Below are 23,259 nucleotides of genomic sequence, written 5' to 3'. Positions count from 1 at the left end.
CTTATTTTTCTATAGTAACAGTATTGCGCCCTACACTGGTAAAAGGACCTATGAATATATTGAACAGCGAGTCCCATGCCGTAAATCTAACATATACTCGTGCATCGACAATATCTTCATTAAGTTGTATACCAGATCCAGCTTTTCCCATTGGAAGAATTCCCCATAGAACATACCACTGAGTGTATTCTTCTTTTATGGTTTTATGAACACCTTGTCCAACAATTGTTCTGCTAGAAAAACATCCACTAATGAGAATTAAAATTAAGATTAAAGGTATTATTTTTTTCATGGTTTAAATGCCCTTTCATTAAAAGGAGAAGCTTGTAAAGTTTAAGACATTTATGTTCTCTTTAATGTTTTGGTTTACATGAATGGGAGTTGAGAGGTTGATATTTTTGATGATGTTAGTATAATACAAAACTAAGTTGTTAGCATAATACAAAATGAAATAATTTTAAGAGGAGTCTCTATGAAAAAGCTGAGTGTTTTTTTTCTGAGTATTCTTTTTGCACATAGTGCTTTATTTGCGCAAAATGAAACAGAAAAAGCTGTAGATAAAAAACCAGCTATAGAAAAAAAAGATGAATCTTCTGTAGTACGCGAAAAAAAAGATGAAGAAATCTTAAAAACAATACCAAATAGCGAACGTAAACTAGCAGAAGAATTTTTAAAAACGTTAAACGATAAAGAAAAGCAAGAAGCATTAAACGAAATACAAAAAAATGTAGAAAAAAAAGATAATAAACAAGTTGATAAAAAACAAGCCGTTGATAAAAATGTCAAGAAAAGAAATAAGAAATTTATTCGCGGTATAATGCGCAAAGTGCGTGGCGTCAAGAATATGAAAGATCTTGAAAAATTTGCCAAGCAAATGAAGCGCGAATGGGAAAAACTTCCTAAAGAAAAAAAACGCAAAATGATTCATGGGGTTTTGTCTCATGTGGATAAATTGCGCAAAAAACTTAAGCAGTATAATGCTCAAGTAAAAGTGCGCAAAAAGAACAATGGGTTTTCTTTTGAAGTTGAATTAGAAAAGAAAAACAAAAATGTAGATGGTGATCATAAACATCGTGCAGGGGCTAAACGAATAAAAGACATGACCTTGCAAGAACTCAAATCTCATTTAAAACCATGGATAAAAAAACAACAACGAAATTCAAATAGTTGTGGTAAAAAATCTTGTTCTGCAAATGCTTGTTCTGGAAAAGCGGCTAAAAAAGCAAAAGCTTGTTGTGGATCTTGCAAAGCTAAAGCGGCGAAAAAATCGTGCTCAACAAATGCTTGTTCTGGAAAAGCAGCGAAAAAATCGTGCTCAACAAATGCTTGTTCTGGAAAAGCAGCGAAAAAATCGTGCTCAACAAATACTTGTTCTGGAAAAGCAGCGAAAAAGTCGTGCTCAACAAGTGCTTGTTCTGGAAAAGCAGCGAAAAAATCGTGCTCAACAAATGCTTGTTCTGGAAAAGCGGCTAAAAAATCTTGTTCTGCAAATGCTTGTTCTGGAAAAGCAGCGAAAAAATCGTGCTCAACAAATGCTTGTTCTGGAAAAGCGGCTAAAAAGTCGTGCTCAACAAATGCTTGTTCTGGAAAAGCGGCTAAAAAGTCGTGCTCAACAAGTGCTTGCTCTGGAAAAGCGGCTAAAAAATCTTGTTCTGCAAATGCTTGTTCTGGAAAAGCGGCTAAAAAATCTTGTTCTGCAAATGCTTGTTCTGGAAAAGCGGCTAAAAAGTCGTGCTCAACAAGTGCTTGCTCTGGAAAAGCAGCGAAAAAATCGTGCTCAACAAGTGCTTGCTCTGGAAAAGCAGCGAAAAAATCGTGTTCAACAAATGCTTGTTCTGGAAAAGCGGCTAAAAAATCGTGCTCAACAAATGCTTGTTCTGGAAAAGTGGCTAAAAAAGTAAAAGCTTGTTGTGGATCTTGCAAAACTAAAGCTTTATCCCACAAACATCATAACCACAGATCTAGATCACATGGATGCCAAAAAGGACACAAGCGCGGTCACCACGATATTCATGGTTACAAGTCTAGATCACATGGATGTCAAAAAGGACACAAGCGCGGTTACCACGATATTCATGGTTACAAATCTAAATCACATGGATGCCAAAAAGGACACAAGCGCGGTTACCACGATATTCATGGTTACAAATCTAAATCACATGGATGCCAAAAAGGACACAAGCGCGGTTACCACGATATTCATGGTTACAAGTCTAGATCACATGGATGCCAAAAAGGACACAAGCGCGGTTACCACGATATTCATGGTTACAAATCTAGATCACATGGATGCCAAAAAGGACACAAGCGCGGTTACCACGATATTCATGGTTACAAATCTAAATCACATGGATGTAAGTGTAAGAAGAATCGCAAAAAATCTCGATGGACAAAAAAGAAAAGATTTCATAAGCATGCTCACTCTCAGCGCAAAATTCGCAAAGAAGTAGCCTTAGATGTAGAGCCTAGAGTTGTGAATGAAGAAATAGAAATAGAAATAAATGATAGTGCAACACAGATAGATATTATGGACGAAATTTTGGGTGAATTAGAACTAGAAATGAAGTAATTCTCTTTCAAAATTAAATACGACTTGCCGAGAAATCTTCGGCAAGTTTTTTTATAGAAATTTGAAAAAAGATAATCCCTACAAGGTGGTTCAAATTTTACAAAGAGATTTTGTTTTGACACAAAAATTGTTTGCGTTACGTTTTAATGCGTTGTCAATGATGCAATTCTTTGAGCAAAGTTCTACTTAAAATATTTAGCGAGATTGATCGGCTGAATGTTTTTAGGTACTCAATTTACAAGTCGGGTCTTTTCTAACGCGTGAATACTTAGGTAAACCTGTGGAATTAAATGCGTTTGATAAAATTTCTGCTCAAAATTTGAATCATTATTCCTTTAACCTACTCTGAAATATTCATTTGCAACTAGATGGAAAAGTTTTGAAGAAAAAAAGTAAAATTTACGAACAGGTTCGTATAAAAGAGCAACATCACAAAGGACGGTTTTTAGCTGATGTAAGGCAAAAAGTAGCTGTACGCAATGCTGTTCCTGGAGATGTCGTTGATGCTCGTATTGTAAGCCGTCGCAAAAAATGCCGTCAGGCAGTTATCGAAGAGACCTACGAGCTATCACCCATAAGAACAGATGCATTTTGCGAGCATTTTGGAATATGTGGTGGGTGCCGTTGGCAAAATATTGACTATAACAAACAAATACAATTAAAACGCGATGAAATTTGTTCTATTTTTGAAAGTGTTATTTCATCGGATAAAGTTCAGGCAATTATTCCTTGTGCAAAAATAAAGCATTACCGAAATAAATTGAATTTCTCTTTTTCTCATGCTAGATGGCTAACAGAGGAAGAACTTGATGAAGATTTAAACTGCAAAAATGGTGTTGGTTTCCATGTTGCTGGGCGCTACGATAAAGTTGTTGATATAGAGGAGTGCTATCTACAACCGGAACCGTCTAATGGAATTAGGTTATTGGTAAGAGCTTACGCTCGGGAAAAAGGTTGGTCTTTTTATAATATACATAAAAATGAAGGTTTTATACGCAGCCTCGTTGTACGAAATACTAGTGGTGGAGAGTTCATGGTTATACTTGTTATTGCCGAAGAACAACATGAAAAAATCTTTCCGCTTTTAGAAAGTATTTCGAGTACTTTTCCAAAAGTGACCTCTGTTTTTTATGCTGTAAATTTAACAGGAAATGACTCCTTGGATGGAGTGGATATTGTTCATTTTTCAGGAAAAGATTACATTACAGAGCGCTTGAATTCTTTAAAGTTTGCTATTGGACCTCGGTCTTTTTTTCAAACAAACACAGATCAGTGTTTATTATTATATCAAAAGATACTAGAGTTAGCTTCTTTTTCTGGAAATGAAACCGTTTACGATTTATACACGGGCGTAGGAAGCATTGCTTTATTTATCGCCCAGCACGTAGGCAAAGTTATAGGTGTTGATTACGTAGAAGATGCGATTGAAGATGCGAAGAAAAATGCAGCGCTAAATAATATTGATAATGCTGAATTTGTTGCTGGTAATGTCCAAGAAATGTTAGGAGAAAAGTTCTTGGCGAAATATGGACAGCCTGAAGTTGTTATTGTTGATCCTGCTCGCGAAGGAATGAGAAAAAAAACATGCCGCGAGCTTCTTAAGATAGCACCTGAAAAAATTATTTATGTTAGCTGTAATCCTAAAACTCAACTGGAAGACATTGAGTTACTAACGGAAAAGTACGTTATCGGCTACATACAACCGCTAGATATGTTTCCTCATACTCATCATATTGAAAACATTGTTGTTTTAGTAAAGGCCAAATAAAATGTTAAAACAAGAAAAAAAATCCGATTATATTGAATCCTTAAATCAATTAATGACTACGAGCTGCATTTTAGCCGGTTTTGCGTTTAGCGGTCTTATTTCATTGCCAGGTATAGAAAAAGAAATGTTTTCAAAAATTGTCATTTATTTTTCTGGAGATCTAGATCTTGGGTTTTATACTTCTTTTTATACATTATTTTTTTCCACTATTTGTTTTTTGTCAACAATAATGGTGATTTTGGTTTATAAAGTAAGTAACTTTACTGTGCCGTTTAAAAAATTAAGATTTATTCATTTAGTGGCAAATTTAACTTTTAGTATTGCAATTTCAGCTTTAATGATGTCAGTGATTTCGTTTGGCATTCCCAATTATATAGGCGTTTTACTTGCTGTATTCCTTGGTGTAACTGTTGGAGGGAGTTTTATTTGGGAAAATTTACTGCCCAAACAACAACAAAAACGCATAGAGCAAGTAAAAAAAGAACAAGAAGAGGATAGTAAGCAAGAAGAAGTTGATAAAAACAAAGAAGATATTTGTACTGCCGAAGAGAAAGCTAGTGAAAAGCCAGAAGTTTTATAGTCTACGTTACGTACAGTTTTTACCATTAACTAACAGAGGTGATTAAGATATGCAAAATCAAAATGATCTTACGCAAACACATGCTAGATTGCTACCTGTTTTACCAATGATTTACATTGCATGGTCGAATAATGTACTAACACCTAGTGAAATAGAAAAAATTCATGTAAAAATCACAACAATGAGTTGGCTACAAAAGGAAGACAAGGAAATTTTACAACAATGGCTTGATCCGCGAAATCCGCCATCTCCTCAGCAAATGCAATCATGGTTATCAGCTATTCGTGGTAATGCTAAGTCGCAAACAGATACCTCGCGGCGTACGCTTGCCGAACTTGGTGCAGAAATTGCCAGTATTGGAGGAGATAATCCGAAAATTCGCTGTACATCAAAGGAACTTTGTCAGGCATTAGACGAAGTGGAACAAGCACTAAAAGTAGTTGGCTCTGAGGCGCGCAGAGAAATCCTTACTGAAAAATTGACACGTGACAAATTTACCAAAGAAACAGAGCCTGAGTTTAATATTAAGGAAATGACTGATTTTTTAGACGGTGAATACGCACCGTTGCAAAGAAAAATAAAAAATTTACTACGTGACCCTGAATTTAAATATCCAGATAGATCATTAACAACAACAGAGCATCGCGACCAAGTAAGAAAATGGTGTCAAGAAATAGCAAAGCAAGGTTGGGGATCGCTTTTTTATCCCGAAATATACGGAGGAAAAAGTGATCTTGCTCGTTTTATCGTAATGATGAAAACACTTGCTTTTCACGATTTGAGTTTGGTTGTCAAAGTGGGCGTTCAGTTTGGCTTGTTTGGCGGAAGTATTTGTTTCCTTGGCACAAAGTACCATCATGAAAAATATCTAAAAAGTATTGGTGATTTAGAGTGTATGGGATGTTTCGCGATGACCGAGAATGGGCATGGTTCAAATGTACGCGATTTAGAAACGACTGCTCACTACGACAAAGTAAACAAACAATTTATTATTGATACACCAAATGATTCTGCGTGTAAAGAGTATATAGGAAATGCGGCTTGCGATGGCATTATTGCAACAGTATTCGCACAGCTTATTATTGATGACCAAGAGTTTGGCGTTCATGCTTTTGTTGTGCCAATTCGCGACGACAATAAAAATATTTTATCTGGAGTACGGATAGAAGACTGTGGTGAAAAGATGGGTCTCAATGGTGTAGATAACGGACGAATATGGTTTGATAAAGTTAGAGTTCCGCGCGAAAATTTGCTTGATCATTTTGCGCAAGTTTCAGAAAATGGAGAGTATTCAAGCAAAATCACTAGTTCATCTCAACGTTTTTTCACAATGCTTAGTACACTTGTTGCTGGTAGAATCAGCATTGCAGCAGCTTCAGTTAGTGTTGCTAAATCAGGGTTGACTATTGCAGTTCGCTATGCTGCTAAACGGCGTCAATTTGGTCCTGCAGGGGAAAAAGAAATTTCGATTTTAAATTATCCAACACATCAAAAACGTCTTATTCCTTTGATTGCAAATGCTTACGCTCTTGAGTTTTCTATTCAGTATCTAACGAGGCGTTACGCAGAGCAAACAGAAAAAGATACAAGAGAAATTGAAGTTCTTGCTGCGGGTTTAAAGTCTTACGCAACTTGGAATGGAACCCACACAATACAAACCTGTCGCGAATGTTGTGGAGGCCAAGGATATTTATCAGAAAATAGATTTGCTGATTTAAAAGCCGATAGTGAAATTTTCACAACCTTTGAGGGAGACAATACCGTATTAATGCAATTAGTTGCAAAAGGTTTGCTAGCAGACCTAAAACAACAATTTCATGAAATGAATTGGTGGGCTATGGTTAAGTATATCGCTAACCAAGCAGCAGTAGTTGTAATGGAATTAAACCCTATTACTACGCGCAACACCGATGAAGATCACTTGCGTAGCCAAAGTTTTCATGTAGAAGCCTTGACTTATCGTGAAAAAAGCCTACTTGTGTCCGTAGCAAAAAGATTAAAGCATCGCATTGAGAATGGAATGGATTCTTTTGATGCTTTTATTGAATGCCAAAACCACTTAGTGGCTTTAGCAAAGGCTTGTATGGAAAGAGTAATATGTGAAAGATTTCAAGTAGAAATTGCTAATCATGCCAATGATTCTTTAAAACCTATTTTAGAAAAATTATGTACGTTGTTCTCTTTAAATTGCATTGCAAATGACCGCGCTTGGTATATCGAAAGTGGTTATATTGAAGTAGCAAAATCAAAAGCAATCTTGCGTCAAGTAAGCAAATTGTGTTTAGAATTGAAACCACAAGCAGTGCATTTGGTAAATGCTTTTGCCATTCCAACTCAATGTTTAGATGCTCCTATTGCTAAATAGTAAGCAAATAACATCCTGGCTTTACTCAATTAGTTGATGACATGCCATAACATTATAATCTAAACAACTCTTACAACGAATTTTTTTAGTTTTGCCAAATGACAATTGTAAGGGGAGTCCCTTACCACAGCCACCGCATTTGTAAGCAGCTAAAGTTAGTTTTCCAATGATTTTTTTTTCGGATATTTTTTTGGGCATTACAGTGTCCCCAATGTAAGGGATGTGGTCTTTTTTCATGTATTTTCTTCTAAGTAGATTTTGCAAAAGATAGGAACTTTTTTTTGTTATATAGTACTAAGTAGTTAATCAACTAGATTAAAGTGCTTTAGTAAGTTATTCAAGAACAAGGGGAGTATAGTTTTGGAAAATGATAAAATACACGAACACAAAGACAATACGCAAATTATTTCGTCAGCAGATACACAAATTTGTAATATAGCAAAAACACTAAACATTGACACGGCAGGTATTACTCTACCAACTGATAGCGCAGAAGTAAACGATTCTCTAACTACAGAAACGCTTACTATTGGAGGAAAGTACGACGTTATCCACGAAATAAACCGTGGAGGAATGGGGCGTATATTGTTGTGGAAAGATCGCAACATTCAGCGAGTTGTAGCAAGTAAAATGCTCTTAAATGAGAGACAAAATTCGCGGGAAACTTTACAGCGCTTTTTTGAAGAAGGCCAAATCACTGGTCAATTAGAACATCCAAATATAGTCCCTATCCACGAAATGGGGGTTGACGGTGACAATCTCTATTTTACAATGAAATATGTAAAAGGGCAATCTTTACAACAAGTAATTCGAGATATCACAAAAAATTCTGATCACGATTGGACTCAGGGTAAGGTCTTTCGTATTTTTCAAGGTATATGTGATGCTATTGAATATGCGCACTCAAAAAGTGTTGTACACCGCGATCTAAAACCAGCGAATATTATGATTGGTCATTTTGGTGAAGTGATGGTAATGGACTGGGGTCTAGCAAAAGTAATTGGCCAAGGAAGTGAAGTTCTTAGCGAAGATAGCATTACTACACTTCGCGAGCAAGGTGGTTTTCAAACAATAACCGGACAAATTGCAGGAACGCCACTTTATATGTCACCAGAACAAGCCAGAGGAGAAATAGATCTTATTGATCATCGTTCTGATGTTTATGCGTTAGGAGTAATACTTTATGAAATGCTTACTGGTAAAAGGTATATTTCAGGTAGTAATCCGCTAGAAATTTTAACGAAGGTTTCCAAGGGAAATTGCAATGACATTCCTAAAAAAGGTTTATGGGGAAATATATCCAAAGAGCTACAGGCAATATTAAACAAAGCTATGGCGTTCTCTGCACAAGATCGCTATCAAAATGTACGTGATCTTTCGCAAGATATCCAGCGTTTTTTAGATCATCGTCAAGTGAAAGCATGTACCTATACTCTTTGGGATAAGGTGAAAAATGCAGGTAAACGCTATCGCAAAGAAGTATTATTAGTCTTTTTTACAAGTTTACTGTTTGTAGTTAGCATTTCTTTTTTGAACTACTATCGCCAGAAGCAAGAAAGTGAAAATAGCGTTTTGATGGCTCAACAGCAAATAGCACAATTAGAAGAGGAGTTTTCTCTTACAAATTCTAGAGACGAATTTAGTTTTTCAAAGAGCTCCTCTAAAAGTAAAAATGCGATAAAAAAAATTGCAAAACAAGACTCTGGAAAACGAATTAAATTAAAAGTAGCAAAAGAGCAACAAATTCCTGAAGAAAAAGTGACAAAAGCACTTGCTGGTGATATTCAATATAATGAAAATGTTAGTTCTGTTGAAGATTCTGTTGATGATTCTGTTGATGAATTTGATAGTGTGGATGAAAATGAACTTTCCAAAAAGGAAAAAAGTGATGATCGCAAGGATAAATTAGAACAATCTCAAATTAAGTTTCGCCAAATCAAAACTGTGATTCTTGATAGTACTCGAAAGTACCGCATAGCATATGATAAAGTACCTCTGTACCGTTATAAACGTTTAGAGGCGCAGGCATGGATAACACTGTATACGGCAGCGAAATCAGCTAAAGAATCTAGTTGGCAGGAAATTGCGCAATATGAAATAAAAAAATTGTTATCAGCAGAAGACTATAAAGAAATAGAAAATCAGTTTAAATAAAAATTTATGGTAACCTAAAATGAAAAGTTGTGGTTTTTGCAAACAAAAAATTACTGGTAAATTTTGGCAAAGTAGAAATAATTATTTCTGTACAAAATGTTACCAAAAGTCTAAAAAATGTAATCATTGTGGATTGCCTGCAAGACGAGGTATTAAGCGAGGAAGTAAGATATATTGCAGTATTTGTACTTCAAAAGCAAAGCGGTGTAAACATTGTAATAAACATATTTTTCAAAAGTATTGGCAAGTAGATCAAGCCGTTTTATGTTCGGGATGCTACAACAAAATGCCCAAATGTTTTCGATGCAAAAGAACAACAAAAGACTATCTACAGATACAATCTCAAATTTTGTGCGTACCTTGTTCTAATACTGTTGAGTTATGCGCAAAATGCCACGTACCACTTATTGCAAAGTTTTTTACATTTCCCAATGACAAGCGTAAATTTTGTAATAACTGTGTGAATAGCAAAAATTACTGTGATACTTGTAGCACTCCTATTACTGGTAAATATTATCAAATAGGTGATAAACGCAATATTTGTGGTATTTGCATGAAAACATCCGTTCAAAATCCTACAGCAGCCAAAAAAATTCTTCATCGAGTAGTGCAATTTGTTGAAAAAAAATTCAATATGAAAATTAATCTAGCAACAGAACTAGAATTAGTGGACGCATTGACATTGGCAAAATTACGCACTAAAAATACTATTAAATATGGTGCTAGTGATCGTCGTGCATTAGGATTATTTGTGCAGCGCGGTAACAATTATCGCGTTTATATAGAATCTCTTCTTCCTTATTCTTTGTGTATGGGAGTTCTTGCTCATGAGTATACCCATGCATGGCAAGCAGATCATTTCCATAAAAAACCTAGCTTACTCATTCTTGAAGGATTGGCAGAGTGGATTTCTTACAAAACACTAATTCATTACAATTACAAAACAGAAGCGCAAAGAATTGAAAAGCAACGAGATATTTATGGACAAGGTTTTCGTAAAATACGCAATTTTGAAAAAAAATATGGCGAAAAAAATATTCTAGGAAAAATGACAAATCTCGTAAATAAATAACAGCGGTTTACTATGCGTCTATTTTCGCTTTTTTTCTCAACTTTGACTTCCATCCTTGAGATAAAGAAGCGATCTCTAAAATAGGTTTTATTATTTCTTGTTTATTAAAATTGCAAAACATTGCGCGGTTTAGTTCATCGATTGTTGCTTTTTCTGAACCTCTATTTAATAATTTTACAGGAGAATTGACATCTATTTCTCCTTCTTGTAAGACACGTAAATAGAATCCTGTTTTAAATTCTTCATGAATCCATTTTAACATTTGTTTAAACCCTGCAGACATTCCTATTTTACTACAACGAATAGTTGGTTCGGATACTTGCACAATTACTTCACCAATTTGTAAAGTATCACCGATTCGCGCTATTTTTTCGTGATAATTAGAAATTGTAATATTTTCACCAAATGTTGGTATTGTGAGTTTTGACTCAGCGCGCGATTCAAAAAAAGTATAATTTTCGAAACAAAACATATGCAGTGCCTTGTCTTTCCCTCCATGAGCTTTTTCGTCGTAACAACTATCTCCTTTTAAGCCCATCTTTGTAAGAAAAACTTTTTGGAGAGTTGGCGTCTTGCGAATGGCTGATATAAACTTATTATTAGTTGTTGCTATTGTTTGTGGACTTCCAATATTTAATGATTTTATTTGCATTGTTTTTTCCTAATCGTATTATGTTAGGCATACAATTATTAATAATTGTCATAGGGACACGTACTAGCTACATTATAGGTGACAAGGAGAAAAAATGGAACGTTCGTTTGTGAAAACTTGGTTTTTAGCTATGCGCCCTAAAACTTTGTGGGCAGCAATTTCACCTGTTCTAGTGGGAACATCGATGGCTTATGGTGATGGCTTTTCGAACATGTGGATTTTTATGGTAACACTCCTTTGTGCTATTGCAATCCAAATTGGTACAAATTTTGCGAATGACTACTACGATTACATAAAGGGAGCGGACACAGAAGAACGTAAGGGGCCAACGCGTGCAACACAAGCTGGCTGGGTAACCCCGCAAACAATGAAACGAGCTTTTCTTTTCACATTTGCTGTCGCATTTCTTTGTGGTCTTTACTTGGCTTGGTACGGCGGCTTATACATCTTACTGATAGGAATCGTTTCTATTATTTGTGGAGTTATATACACTGGTGGACCATATCCGTTAGGTTATAATGGATTAGGGGATATCTTTGTTTTGATTTTCTTTGGGCCTGTTGCTGTTGGTGGTACATATTATTTACAATCGATGGAAATCAGCACTGAGCATATTTTGTGTGGTTTTGCTCTTGGCGCTTTGGCCACAGCAATAATAATCGTTAATAATTTGCGCGACATAGAAACCGATCGCAAGGTAGGCAAGAGAACCTTAGCTGTTCGTTTTGGAAAACTTTTTACATTTATAGAATATATTTTGTGTTTTATAATAGCATTTTCTTTACCGGTATATTTGTACTTGACAGGAGCAAAGGGTGTAGCAATTTTATATACACTACTTCCTATTCCACTAGCTATAATGCTCGTTATAAAGATTATGCGATTGCAAGGAACAAAACTTAATCCTGTTCTTGGACAGACTGCTTTGCTGTTGTTATTGTACAGCTTGTGTTTTTCTATGTCTTGGATCTACTCGTGAAAATAAAAAAAAATTTTACCCGTCCGTTTTGTGTGTCTCTGAATAGGCCGTTACAACTTAAACGAAATTTTATTGAAAGCCGTAGCGGTTTTATTGTTGCCCTACAAATAGATGATGTTTGGGGGTATGGAGAAGTCGCACCTCTACCATATTTCCATAGCGAAATGCAAGTCGAAAAAGAAATAGATCTTGCTTTAAAAGTAATTTCTAACTGGCAGTGGAGTATTGAGGATATAAAAAACAATCCTTGTTTTTTTGGACGAAAGTTACAAGAATACCCATTTTCTGCAAGTGTTATGTGGGGTATAGAAACAGCTTTGTGGAATGTTAGTTCGCTTTTTTGTAACACAACACCTCGGAAACTGTGGAAATCAACAGCGGGTGATATTGTTGAAATTAATGGTTTGTTAAGCGGAAAGTACAACGACATAAAAGCGCAAGCTGATATTTTGCAAAAGCAACAGGTACAAACAGTAAAGCTCAAAGTGGGACGTAACTCTTTAGAAGAAGATCTTTGCAATATAAAATATATTTTAGACTTGAATAATAAGTGGAAAATGCGTTTAGACGCGAATCGCAGTTGGTCTTTAGAAGAAGCAAGTGTTTTTATTGATAGTATAGCGAATTATAATATTGAGTATATTGAAGAGCCTGTGTCCAAAGAATTGTTTTCGCAGCTCCCTCAAAATGTCAATATTGCTTGGGATGAAAGTGTTTACGAGCAAAAAATACCTCCACAACATCCACCTTTTCCTAAAGTAGTTGTTTTAAAGCCAGCACTTATAGGGGGAATTGGGTTTACTTTTGAATGGATATCATGGGCAAATAATAATGATATACTTTGCGTTATAAGCAGTTGTTTTGACACAAGCATCGGCCTTGTAATGTTAGCTAATATTGCGGCAACAACGTCTATGGCTAGTGGCCTTGACACATACAAGTGGCTTGAAGAAGATACTTTGTATCATCGTTTTTCAACAGACTCTGCTTCAATAGACTTGTCGCAATACTTGCAACAAGAAATTTGCGTGTGAACAAATTAGGGCGTGTGAGCATTCTTTACTCATTATATAGCCCCTGTAAATCCTAGCGCCGTTGTATCAAACCTACAGAACGTGGTATCGGCAAGTTTGATATGTCTAGCTACGCCCTATAGTGACTTACACTAAACAAATTTTAAATGTCCACGCCCTACTTAGGTGAAAAAAATGCTGAAAATTTTATCTCCGCAAAACAATCAAGTTTTTCAAAGAGACGATTTTGACAAAGGTAATGTTATCTTTAGTGGTACTGTGCATTCAGAAATGGATACAATTTCTATAGATATAGTAACAGAAAATAATCAAGAAATTATAAAATCAGTTGCGATAAAAGTAGATAATAAAAAACATTTTTATTTACAGGAAAAAATTTGCGCTGGTGGCTGGTATTCGTTAAAAATAAGAGACAAAGAAAATAAAGTTAATATTGAAAATGACATTCGTTTTGGTGTTGGCGAAGTATTTGTGGTTGCTGGGCAATCTAATTCGACAAACTATGGCGAAGAGTGTAGCAAACAATTTTCTGGTATGATATCGAGTTTTGCATTTAATCGTTGGTCAATTGCAACAGATCCTTTGCCAGGTGCCCACGATACTTCAAGCGGAGGAAGTCCATGGCTTTTTTTCGGTGATTTGTTATATCAGTATCTCCAAGTTCCTATAGGTATTGCTATTACAGGTCATGGTGGAACAAAGATTAAAGAATGGTTACCTAATAGTGACTTTTATTCGCAAAGCGATGAAAAAAAAGGCTTGTTTAATTGGATGATGATACGTTTGCAACAACTTGGCATCCATGGATGTCGTGCTATTATTTGGCACCAAGGAGAAAGTGACGCGGGGAATAATACCAAAGAAGAAGTTTATTATTATCGCTTAAAAAAAATTATTGAAAAAAGCCGCGAAGAATGCGGATGGCATGTTCCGTGGTTTGTGGGACTTGTTTCTTATCGAACACCAGATAATCCTATTTCAGAGCCTATTCGCAATGCCCAAAAAAAGATTTGCAGTGATGATATTGCTTTTCTTGGAGTTGATACAGATACGCTTACTGGTGACAATCGAGATTTACAAGGTTTAGGAATTCATTTTAGCCTGAAAGGGCTAGAAGTCCATGGTAAAATGTGGGCTGAAAAAATAGGAAAATGGTTTAGGAATTAGGGCGCATTTCTATAAATAATTGTAGTGGAAATCAAGATGATGCAAATACAAAATACTATTCACCAAAAAATACAAGTTACTCTAGAGTTTCCTGTTCACTTTACCCAAAATTTGTTTGCTGAAAATAATAAAACTTTCGAGCAGTGTGTTTCTTTTAAAGAGCCTAAAAAACAGCACAAAGTATTGTTTTTTATTGACGAGAACGTATCTTCTACGCACCCAGACTTGATTGACAGTATCAAAACATACTGTCAAAAATGTGGTTCAATAAATCTAGTTTCAAATCCTATTGTTGTTCCAGGTGGTGAAGTTGTTAAAAATAACACTTCAATTGTTGAATCTATTCACAAATACACCGATAAATTTAAGATTTGTCGCCATTCTTTTGCTGTTGTGATTGGAGGAGGAGCGGTTCTCGACATGGTTGGTTTTGCTTGTGCAACTCCCCATCGAGGTGTGCGTTTGATACGCATTCCTACTACGGTTCTGTCGCAAAATGATTCGGCAATGGGTGTCAAAAATGCGATAAATGCTTTTAATAAAAAGAATTTTTTGGGTACTTTTTGTGCTCCGTATGCGGTAATTAACGATCGTGAATTTTTAAAGACTCTTTGTTTTCGCGATTGGATTTCTGGTATATCTGAAGCGATTAAGGTTGCGTTAATCAAGGATAAGCCGTTTTTTGAATTTATCCAAAAACATACAGATTTGTTGGTAAATCGTGATATTATAGCAATGGAAAAATTGATTTTTCGTTGTGCTGAAATACATTTGCAACACATTCGCTGTAGTGGTGATGCCTTTGAGCTAGGATATTCACGACCGCTCGATTTTGGACATTGGGCTGCTCATAAATTGGAGTCTCTAAGCGCATATAATATTCGCCATGGAGAAGCGGTTGCCGTAGGAATTGCTATCGATTCTTATTACGCAGAAAAAAAAGGTTTTATCAATAAAGTGCAACTACAAGATATACTACAAGTACTACATTCGTTGCGTTTTCCATTGTATTATAAAGAAATGCAAGATCCAGACTTTATCAATGGACTTGAAGAGTTTCGCGAGCACCTTGGTGGAATATTGTGTATTACTTTACCTGTTGGAATTGGTAAAAAAATAGAAGTGAATGAAATTGAACACGACATGATATTTGAAGCTATCGACTATCTAAGGGAGAATTACAATGGAAATGGCCAATAATAGCCATCTTGGGTATTGTACAAACATTCATCCTGGAGAAACATGGTGTGAAACGTTGGCAAACATAGAAAACCACGTTCTTGTTGTTAAACAGAAATTCTGTCCACAAAAACCTTTTGGGGTTGGCTTACGGCTTTCGCATCGCGCATGCCAGGAATTAATAGAGCAAGGTGTTGGTGAGTTACAGGATATATGCGCAAAAAACAATATATATGTATTTACAATAAACGGTTTTATATACGGTCATTTTCATAAGAAACCAGTAAAAAAAGGTGTTTATTTGCCCGACTGGAGCAGTAAAGAAAGAGTATTGTTTTCTAATGCCCTTGCGCACATACTTTCAAAAGTTTTGCCAGAAAATACAACCGGAACAATTAGCACTGTTCCGGTGGGTTTTAAGGATCGTTTTTTGTCAGAAAGTTTAGTGACTGAGGCTGCAAATCGCTTAATTGAACATATAATAGAACTTTATCATATCAAAAAACAGACAGGAAAAAAAATAGTCACTTGTTTAGAACCTGAACCGGGGTGTTATATTGAAACCGTTGCTGAAACTATTGATTTTTTCCGTACCTTTATATTTAACGAAAATAATTATAAAACCTTTAGTGAACGCACTCAGCAAACGCGAGAGCAAAGTGAAGCGTTCATCAAAAATCATCTTGGTATTTGCTATGATACTTGCCACATGGCTATTGAATATGAAGATGCCAAGCGCGCTTTGCTATTACTCGAAGAAAATGAAATAGTAATCGGTAAAGTGCAAATTAGTTCCGCTATTAAAATTGAATTTCAGGCGCACGATAAAAGTATCATGGAATGTTTACGACCATTTGTAGATAAGATTTATTTACACCAAGTGGTCGAGAATCGTAATGGAAAGTTGACGCGATTTTCTGATTTGCCTGAAGCAATAGAACAGTTATTACAGTATAAAGAGAATGATTTTGTTGAGTGGCGGATTCACTTTCATATTCCTATTTTTATGGATAATATGAAGCTTCCAATTCGCTCGACGCAGAAACATATTACAGAAACATTGTCTTATTTAAAAAAACAAAGCATTTGCGAGCACTTTGAAGTCGAGACATATACTTGGGATGTGCTGCCAGAGGAATATAGAAAAATCTCTTTGCATGACTCAATTACTCGTGAATTACAGTGGGCGCTTGAACAACTACGGAGTTAACATATGTCGCGATTTATTGCTTATTTGAAAATGAGCCGCGTGTCTAATTTGCCAACAGTGTGGGCAAACTGTATGGTTGCTATTGCCGCTACAGGTAATTTTTCTTGGTTAATTTTTGTCTACATGTCTGGTATCTGTTCATTATTTTATAGCGCTGGAATGATTTTAAATGATGTTTGCGATAGTGAGATAGATAGGAAAGAGAGGCCGAATCGTCCAATCCCAGCTGGTATAATTAAGCGCCAAGAGGCTTTAATAATTGCTATATTTGTTATGTTGTTAGGGGTAATATGTTGTCAACTGCTGTACTCTAACTTTCGATTGTGGCATATTATTTCGCCTATTTTACTGGTTTGTGTTATTGTACTTTATAACATGTGGCACAAAGGAAATTATTTTAGCCCTCTTGTTATGGCCTCATGTCGCTTTATGGTATACTTTGTTGCTGCTTTAAGCACCACAGATCAGTTTTTTCCTATTGTAATAATACATATTGCTTTAGTAGCCTCTAGTTATATCGTAGGTTTAACTTATATGGCTATGCAAGAAAATCTAAATAAAATAAAAAATTATTGGCCTATGTTATTTTTATTAATGCCATTTGTTTATTCTTATTTTTTAGGAGCGCAGTTTACATTTGGGCTTTTAGCATTCATTTGGGTCTTGTGTAACGTACGGTTACTTTACAATAGGAAAATTAAACAAGCTATTGGCGGGCTTATTAGTGGAGTTTGCTTGGTGGATGCAATGCTACTATCTACAATCTTGCCTGTGTCTAGTCTCTTGTGGTGTTTTGTATTATTGTTTATTTGTACGTTTTTTGCTCAAAAATTTATTCCTGGGACTTAAGTTATGGATCAAACCGTTGTCATCAATGTTGTAGGACTTACACAAAATTTATTGCGTTATGCACCATATTTGCAAAATTTTGCGAAAAAAGGAAGTGTTAGTGATATATGCGCTGTAACCCCTGCGGTTACATGTACAGCCCAGTCGACTTTTCTCACTGGTTTACCTCCTAGTCAACATGGATGTGTTGGTAATGGTTGGTATTTTGAGGATCTTTCTCAGGTTTGGTTTTGGCGACAATCAAACAAGCTTGTTGCTGGTGAAAAAATTTGGGAGACAGCCAAAAAGATTGACAATAATTTTACTTGCGCTAATATGTTTTGGTGGTATAACATGTATAGCAGTGTTGACTTTTCGGTGACCCCTCGGCCTATGTATCCTGCAGATGGAAGAAAAATACCTGATATTTATACTTTTCCTGCAAATTTACGCGATGAGTTAAATAATCACTTAGGACAATTTCCCTTATTTAATTTTTGGGGGCCTAAAGCGAATATTGTTTCTAGTAAATGGATCGCCGACTCTAGCCGCTGCGTATTCGAGGAATACCACCCAACTTTAAATTTGATTTATTTACCACATCTCGATTATAACTTACAAAAATTGGGACCTGACCACCCTCAAATTTCTAAGGATGTTGCAGAAGTTGATGAAATTTGCCGCGAATTAATTGAATATTTTCTTGCAAAAAATTGTAAAATCATTGTACTATCAGAATACGCAATACATAAAGTAGATGGGTGTGTACACATTAATAGACTACTGCGCAAAAAAAATTGGTTACATGTGCGTAAAGAGTTGGGAAAAGAAATACTAGATCCAGGAGCTTCAGCAGCCTTTGCTGTCGCTGATCACCAAATAGCTCATCTTTACATTCAGAATAAAAAACAAATTACTGAAATAAAAGAATATCTGCAACAATTTTCTGATATAGAGTTTGTTCTAGATAAAGAAGAACAACAACTTCATCAACTGAACCACTCGCGAAGTGGGGATCTTGTACTTTTAGCACGCGAAGATAAATGGTTTAGTTATTATTACTGGTTGGATGATGAACTCGCGCCGGATTTTGCAAGAACTGTAGATATTCACCGCAAACCTGGATATGATCCCGTTGAACTTTTTATTGATCCACGTATTAAATTTCCAATGTTAAAAGTGCTATATAAATTGCTTAGAAAAAAGTTAGGCTTTCGATACTTATTAGATGTGATCTCTTTAGATGCGTCGCTAGTAAAAGGTTCTCACGGTCGTGTTGTTGAGGACAATCAACCCATATTTATCTCTTCGCAAAAACAGGCTGTTTCAGAACCGATAATCGCAGCCGAAAAAGTAAAAAAATACATTTTATCACACATATTTGGCGAGAATTACCATGAAAAACTCAGCAATCAATAGGATTATTAAGCTTTTTACCGACAATCTAAGTAAATTAAAATTAGATTACGAAATGACGTATATAGAAGAAGTCTCTTGTCTTGTACATCGAAATATGGATGGATTTGCACGCAATTTTCACAATTCTGGACATATCTTCAAATTGAGTGAGGGAATAACGCCATTAGAAGTATTAGCATGTATATTTCACGATTTAGCATACTATCAAGTTGACGGTGGGCTTCCTAAAGGAGTAGAAGAATTTCTTTTGCAATACGTGCGTATTGATGATCAAAAAGTGTATATACGTAGCAAAAGCAAAATTCCAGAAAATGAATATTTTAATTTGTGCTTAGATATTTTTGATTTTAAACTTGAGCAAGAAATGTCGTCTTTAGGTGGACTAAATGAATTTTTAAGTGCTCTTATTGCTTGTGAAAAGTTAAAGACACTCCTCGATAAAAAGCAGATAATTGCAATAATAGCTATTATTGAAGGTACAAGGCCGTTTCGCCCGATAGATCAAGATGGTAAAAATTGCTTTGATTATCTAGAGCAACGTCTTCTTAAATTAAAGGACAAATACAAAGGAGTTCCTGAAAAAGGAGAAGTGGTTGCTATCGTTGAACAATCATTAAATTTTGCGAACAAAGATGTTGAAAATTTTGCTTTTGAAAATTCCGCAGAGTTCTTGACAAATACTTGGGCATTACTGAGAGAATCAAATACATTTTTGCAGAATGCTAAAGTTTATACGATAACAGACTATCGCCAAGTATTGCAAAAAATGGAAAGCTTTATGAATTTTTTGCGGCCAGAAACTGTTTTTCATCGTTATCGCAAAACACCTACGCAAAAAAAATATAATAGTCTTATTCAGCGAGCAACACGCAATATTCAGATAGCTCGCGAGTATCTAAAAATCAAAGTTCTCACTATAGGTATTATCGAAGCGGTTGCCCTTGAAACAGGAGGAGATGCTCCTATTTCAATGTTTCTCGGTGATTTCCCTGCTTCTTCTACTGATGTCCTTCTTCGAGCTGAATATTACTTACCTCAAGCAAGTGTTTCTTCCAAACTTACAATGGATAATGATGTGTTAATGCTTTTGGAAAAAGGACGTGCGCAAGATGCATCTTTTGATATTAAACATTCTCCGACATCAACATATGTGTATAAAAAAATAGGAAACGAAGGGGTAGAAGCGGCCTATCCTGTTATGACTAAAGCTTTATTAGGTGTTATCACTACAAAAGAATTTCTTAAGAGTCTCGATAAAGAAGTAGTAGTTGGTATCACTAGAGCATGTTCTAAAATTTCGATATCACGCCAACAAGCACTAGAGAAAATTATCTCTGAAATGTAAAAGTTTTAAGAATGTAAAAACAGTACCCAGCTGAGATACAAATATCTCAGCTGGGTACTGTTTTTGATAGATGAAGCATGCCACCGATTAATAGATTTTATCAAAAGTAATTGTGATTGACCGTCAGGGTTTATGACTCGGACGCAATTTTGCAACTACCGGGTTTGACGGTCATAAATTTTTGACTTGATATTTTAATTGGTGACATGTTGCATCACTTATATTTAAAATCACTACCAAAATTTTTTTGAGAACTATCTAATTATGACTATTCCAGTTGTTGCTATATGTGGACGCCCAAATGTTGGAAAATCTACCTTGTTCAATGCCATATCCGGGCGTAGAATATCCATTGTAGAACCCACAAGCGGAGTTACGCGTGATCGCGTAGAAACAAGACTTAAAATAAAAGATTGCTACTATGAACTTATCGATACCGGGGGTATTGGAGTCGTTGATGAGCATAGGTTAGAAGATCAAATTTATGATCAAATACGCATCGGTATTCATAAGGCCGATTTACTACTTTTTGTTGTTGATATCAAGGAAGGCATAACGCCATTAGATAAAGAAGTGGCACGTTTATTACACAAATGGTCTAAAGACGCTGTTTTGATTGCCAACAAAACTGATGAAGCTAAATTTGAAATGGAAGCGGATCAATTCCGTCAGCTTGGATTTGGTGCTCCAATTTGTATATCGGCGCAAGAAAAACATTGTTTAGATGATATAATGCTTCTTATTGAAGAAGCGGTGACTCCTTTTGAATGTACAGATCTTGGAGAAGTAGAACAAGAACTAAAAATTGCTGTTGTCGGGCAACCGAATGCGGGAAAATCGACTTTTATCAATGCTCTAGCTAACGAAGATCGAGTCATTGTTTCTCAAATTCCAGGAACAACGCGAGATTCTATTGATGTTCGATTTGAAAAAGATGGCAAGAGTATCCTTGCGATTGATACTGCAGGTCTTAAAAGACGTAAAAATGTACGTAATTCTATTGAATTTTATAGCCAGACAAGAGCCCAACGTGCAATTCGACGTAGTGATGTAACGCTTCTTTTTATTGATGCTACCAAAGATATTTCTCGTATTGATCGTGAAATTGCTATGTATGTTCGCGAACAACATAAGCCGACAATTATTGTTATTAATAAATGGGATTTGGTACCAGAGCATCTAAACACATCTGATTATGAAGAATATATATCAAAAACATTGCCTCATATTTTTTACGCACCGGTAAGTTTTATTACCGCGGAAACAGGTAAAAACGTTACTTCAACAATTCATCTTGCCCGAAGTTTGATGAAACAAGCCCAGCGTAGAGTAAGTACAGGTGAATTAAATCGGGTTTTAAAAACTATTATCATGAAAAAGTCGCCGCGCGTTTTTCGTGGACATAAAATAAGAATATTTTACGGAACACAAGCAGACGTGAACCCACCAACAATGGTATTATTTTGTAATAAACCCGAGTTTATAAGTAGAGGTTACAAGCGTTATATGTTTAACTCTCTTCAAGAGAAGTTGCGTTTGGCTGAAATTCCTATTCGCGTAGAATTTCGCAACAAGAAAGCGCAAAAAGGAGAAAAAGAAATTGGTATTGATGAAACAGAAAAACAAATTAACTTTAAGGAATATGAGGAGCGTTAGTTTTGAATACACTTTGGGGATTTACTGCAGCAAAAAAGATATTACATTTTGAGATAGATGAAAAACTACCACGTATATTGATTCGCGCATGCCCAGCAACATTAATTGGTTGGGTCTTAAGCTTTTTCGTACGAAGTAATGAAACAACGATAAAGATAAATAAAAACTTATTTGTCTCTGACGAATGGGGATTTTTTAGACGTAAAATTATGTATATTCCAGTAAAAAGTATTACCTCTATTTCTATGCGTGAAAGATTTCGTACAGTACTTCTTTTTTGCGCAATATTTTGTTTTGTAGTATCAATGCTTTTGATTTATGCAAGTATTCCTTTTTCTGTTTCATTGCGCGTGGCTTTGTTTATTGTGGGTGTTGTTTCTGCTGTTTTTGCATTTGTATTAAAACAACGCGTGTTTATCACTATTTATCGGGGAAATCATATACACGAATTAAACTTTCGCGCCAATCAAAAAGATCTTATTCAGTTGAAGGCGATGCTTGAAATGATTATGTTTTTGAGCACGGGAGGCGAAAAACAAGAACTAAAGAAAATCAAAGATTTTGAAGAACAGCAAAAAAAAGAACAAGAACAGCAAAAAAAAGAACAAGTACAGCAAAACAACAAGCATGAAGAAAATCGCAAACCTAAAAGTAAAAAGAAAAAGAAAAAATGAGCAAAAATAATGAAGTCTCTGAAAAAGATATTCACAAATTTTGTGAATTTTTAAAAAGTAAAAAGCTAAAATTTACAACGGAAAGAAAGAAAATTTTAGCAGAAGTTCACTCATACTCTTCGCATTTTCAAGCAGAAGATTTGTTATTTTCGATGAGAAAGCATGGTGTGAATGTTTCAAAAGCCACAATTTACAGAACTCTTCCAGTTATAGTAGATTGCGGTTTACTACGCAAAGTCCACTTGAGTGACAAACAAACATACTATGAATATGTGCACGATGATAATCAGCCGCATCATCATTTTATATGTAGTAATTGTGGCAACATCATTAAATTTACCAATGTAAAAATAGATACACTTTTGCAGAATATCGCTACAGAAATCAATTTTATAGTACAATCACATATCATCGAGCTTCAAGGGTACTGCCACGACTGCAAGTTTGCCATACCAGACAATATTTCATCATAAATCTTTGGATTGGTTCGTAACTAACTTAGAGATTTATTTTGATTTTCTTGTTCGTTTTTTAAATGCATTTTTACCATAAAAATACAACCTAGTATACCAATTGCCATAAAATTTTCCTTGATTATAAACTATCAT

The 23,259-nt window shown here is 35.4% G+C and carries 20 protein-coding genes; 17 read left to right on the top strand and 3 right to left on the bottom strand.

Features of this window, described 5'->3' with window-relative positions:
• Window position 1 precedes the first annotated feature (1 nt).
• Window positions 2–292, bottom strand: coding sequence for a hypothetical protein (locus UABHE_RS05280; RefSeq protein ID WP_372369200.1), 291 nt, complete (start codon window positions 290–292; stop codon window positions 2–4).
• Between the two features lie 180 nt (window positions 293–472).
• Here UABHE_RS05280 and UABHE_RS05275 point away from each other — a divergent pair, with 180 nt between their 5' ends.
• From UABHE_RS05275 to UABHE_RS05260, 4 genes are all read left to right on the top strand, one after another.
• On the top strand, window positions 473–2,569 hold the full coding sequence (locus UABHE_RS05275; RefSeq protein ID WP_372369199.1) for a hypothetical protein: 2,097 nt from the start codon (window positions 473–475) through the stop codon (window positions 2,567–2,569).
• Between the two features lie 379 nt (window positions 2,570–2,948).
• The gene (rlmD, locus tag UABHE_RS05270; protein WP_372369198.1) at window positions 2,949–4,337 is read left to right on the top strand and encodes a 23S rRNA (uracil(1939)-C(5))-methyltransferase RlmD; all 1,389 of its coding nucleotides are present in this window, start codon (window positions 2,949–2,951) and stop codon (window positions 4,335–4,337) included.
• Window position 4,338: 1 nt separating this feature from the next.
• The gene (locus UABHE_RS05265) at window positions 4,339–4,917 is read left to right on the top strand and encodes a hypothetical protein (protein ID WP_372369197.1); all 579 of its coding nucleotides are present in this window, start codon (window positions 4,339–4,341) and stop codon (window positions 4,915–4,917) included.
• Window positions 4,918–4,966: 49 nt separating this feature from the next.
• Complete coding sequence (locus UABHE_RS05260; protein ID WP_372369196.1) at window positions 4,967–7,282, top strand: acyl-CoA dehydrogenase; 2,316 nt, start codon at window positions 4,967–4,969, stop codon at window positions 7,280–7,282.
• A gap of 21 nt (window positions 7,283–7,303) precedes the next feature.
• Here the strand turns inward: UABHE_RS05260 and UABHE_RS05255 are convergent, their stop codons facing one another.
• On the bottom strand, window positions 7,304–7,519 hold the full coding sequence (locus UABHE_RS05255) for a hypothetical protein (RefSeq protein WP_372369195.1): 216 nt from the start codon (window positions 7,517–7,519) through the stop codon (window positions 7,304–7,306).
• Between the two features lie 123 nt (window positions 7,520–7,642).
• On the opposite strand from UABHE_RS05255, the gene UABHE_RS05250 reads away from it, so the two are divergent.
• Both UABHE_RS05250 and UABHE_RS05245 read left to right on the top strand, forming a co-directional pair.
• Window positions 7,643–9,436, top strand: a complete 1,794-nt coding sequence (locus UABHE_RS05250; RefSeq protein ID WP_372369193.1) for a serine/threonine protein kinase — start codon at window positions 7,643–7,645, stop codon at window positions 9,434–9,436.
• 19 nt (window positions 9,437–9,455) lie between these two features.
• Window positions 9,456–10,508, top strand: a complete 1,053-nt coding sequence (locus UABHE_RS05245; RefSeq protein ID WP_372369192.1) for a basic secretory protein-like protein — start codon at window positions 9,456–9,458, stop codon at window positions 10,506–10,508.
• Between the two features lie 10 nt (window positions 10,509–10,518).
• Here UABHE_RS05245 and UABHE_RS05240 read toward each other — a convergent pair whose 3' ends face one another.
• Window positions 10,519–11,160 carry an MOSC domain-containing protein gene (locus UABHE_RS05240; RefSeq protein WP_372369191.1) on the bottom strand — a complete coding sequence of 214 codons (642 nt, stop codon included), beginning with the start codon at window positions 11,158–11,160 and terminating at the stop codon, window positions 10,519–10,521.
• A gap of 94 nt (window positions 11,161–11,254) precedes the next feature.
• On the opposite strand from UABHE_RS05240, the gene UABHE_RS05235 reads away from it, so the two are divergent.
• The 11 genes from UABHE_RS05235 (at window position 11,255) to UABHE_RS05185 (ending at window position 23,124) form a co-directional block, all read left to right on the top strand.
• Window positions 11,255–12,139, top strand: coding sequence for a 1,4-dihydroxy-2-naphthoate polyprenyltransferase (locus UABHE_RS05235; RefSeq protein ID WP_372369189.1), 885 nt, complete (start codon window positions 11,255–11,257; stop codon window positions 12,137–12,139).
• Window positions 12,136–13,173 (top strand): o-succinylbenzoate synthase, encoded by a 1,038-nt coding sequence (gene menC, locus UABHE_RS05230; RefSeq protein WP_372369188.1) that lies wholly within the window; start codon window positions 12,136–12,138, stop codon window positions 13,171–13,173. The genes UABHE_RS05235 and menC overlap by 4 nt, the downstream gene beginning before the upstream one ends.
• A gap of 174 nt (window positions 13,174–13,347) precedes the next feature.
• Complete coding sequence (locus UABHE_RS05225; RefSeq protein WP_372369187.1) at window positions 13,348–14,340, top strand: sialate O-acetylesterase; 993 nt, start codon at window positions 13,348–13,350, stop codon at window positions 14,338–14,340.
• A 36-nt stretch (window positions 14,341–14,376) separates the two neighbouring features.
• Window positions 14,377–15,540 (top strand): 3-dehydroquinate synthase, encoded by a 1,164-nt coding sequence (locus tag UABHE_RS05220; RefSeq protein WP_372369186.1) that lies wholly within the window; start codon window positions 14,377–14,379, stop codon window positions 15,538–15,540.
• A complete protein-coding gene (gene eboE, locus UABHE_RS05215) occupies window positions 15,524–16,729 on the top strand; it encodes a metabolite traffic protein EboE (RefSeq protein WP_372369185.1) in 1,206 nt (401 codons plus the stop codon). Before UABHE_RS05220 ends, eboE begins: the two co-directional genes overlap by 17 nt.
• A 3-nt stretch (window positions 16,730–16,732) precedes the next feature.
• Complete coding sequence (locus tag UABHE_RS05210) at window positions 16,733–17,578, top strand: UbiA family prenyltransferase (RefSeq protein ID WP_372369184.1); 846 nt, start codon at window positions 16,733–16,735, stop codon at window positions 17,576–17,578.
• Window positions 17,579–17,581: 3 nt separating this feature from the next.
• Window positions 17,582–18,976, top strand: coding sequence for an alkaline phosphatase family protein (locus UABHE_RS05205; RefSeq protein WP_372369183.1), 1,395 nt, complete (start codon window positions 17,582–17,584; stop codon window positions 18,974–18,976).
• Window positions 18,954–20,321 (top strand): hypothetical protein, encoded by a 1,368-nt coding sequence (locus tag UABHE_RS05200; protein ID WP_372369182.1) that lies wholly within the window; start codon window positions 18,954–18,956, stop codon window positions 20,319–20,321. Before UABHE_RS05205 ends, UABHE_RS05200 begins: the two co-directional genes overlap by 23 nt.
• A gap of 264 nt (window positions 20,322–20,585) precedes the next feature.
• Window positions 20,586–21,977 (top strand): ribosome biogenesis GTPase Der, encoded by a 1,392-nt coding sequence (gene der, locus UABHE_RS05195; RefSeq protein ID WP_372369181.1) that lies wholly within the window; start codon window positions 20,586–20,588, stop codon window positions 21,975–21,977.
• A gap of 2 nt (window positions 21,978–21,979) precedes the next feature.
• On the top strand, window positions 21,980–22,651 hold the full coding sequence (locus UABHE_RS05190) for a hypothetical protein (RefSeq protein ID WP_372369180.1): 672 nt from the start codon (window positions 21,980–21,982) through the stop codon (window positions 22,649–22,651).
• Window positions 22,648–23,124 carry a Fur family transcriptional regulator gene (locus tag UABHE_RS05185; RefSeq protein WP_372369179.1) on the top strand — a complete coding sequence of 159 codons (477 nt, stop codon included), beginning with the start codon at window positions 22,648–22,650 and terminating at the stop codon, window positions 23,122–23,124. Before UABHE_RS05190 ends, UABHE_RS05185 begins: the two co-directional genes overlap by 4 nt.
• The last annotated feature ends 135 nt before the right edge of the window (window positions 23,125–23,259 follow it).

Source organism: Candidatus Uabimicrobium helgolandensis (assembly GCF_041508025.1).
Taxonomy (GTDB): domain Bacteria; phylum Planctomycetota; class Uabimicrobiia; order Uabimicrobiales; family Uabimicrobiaceae; genus Uabimicrobium; species Uabimicrobium helgolandensis.
Note: the sequence above shows the minus strand (reverse complement) of the source record. Positions and strands in the feature narration are given on the sequence as shown.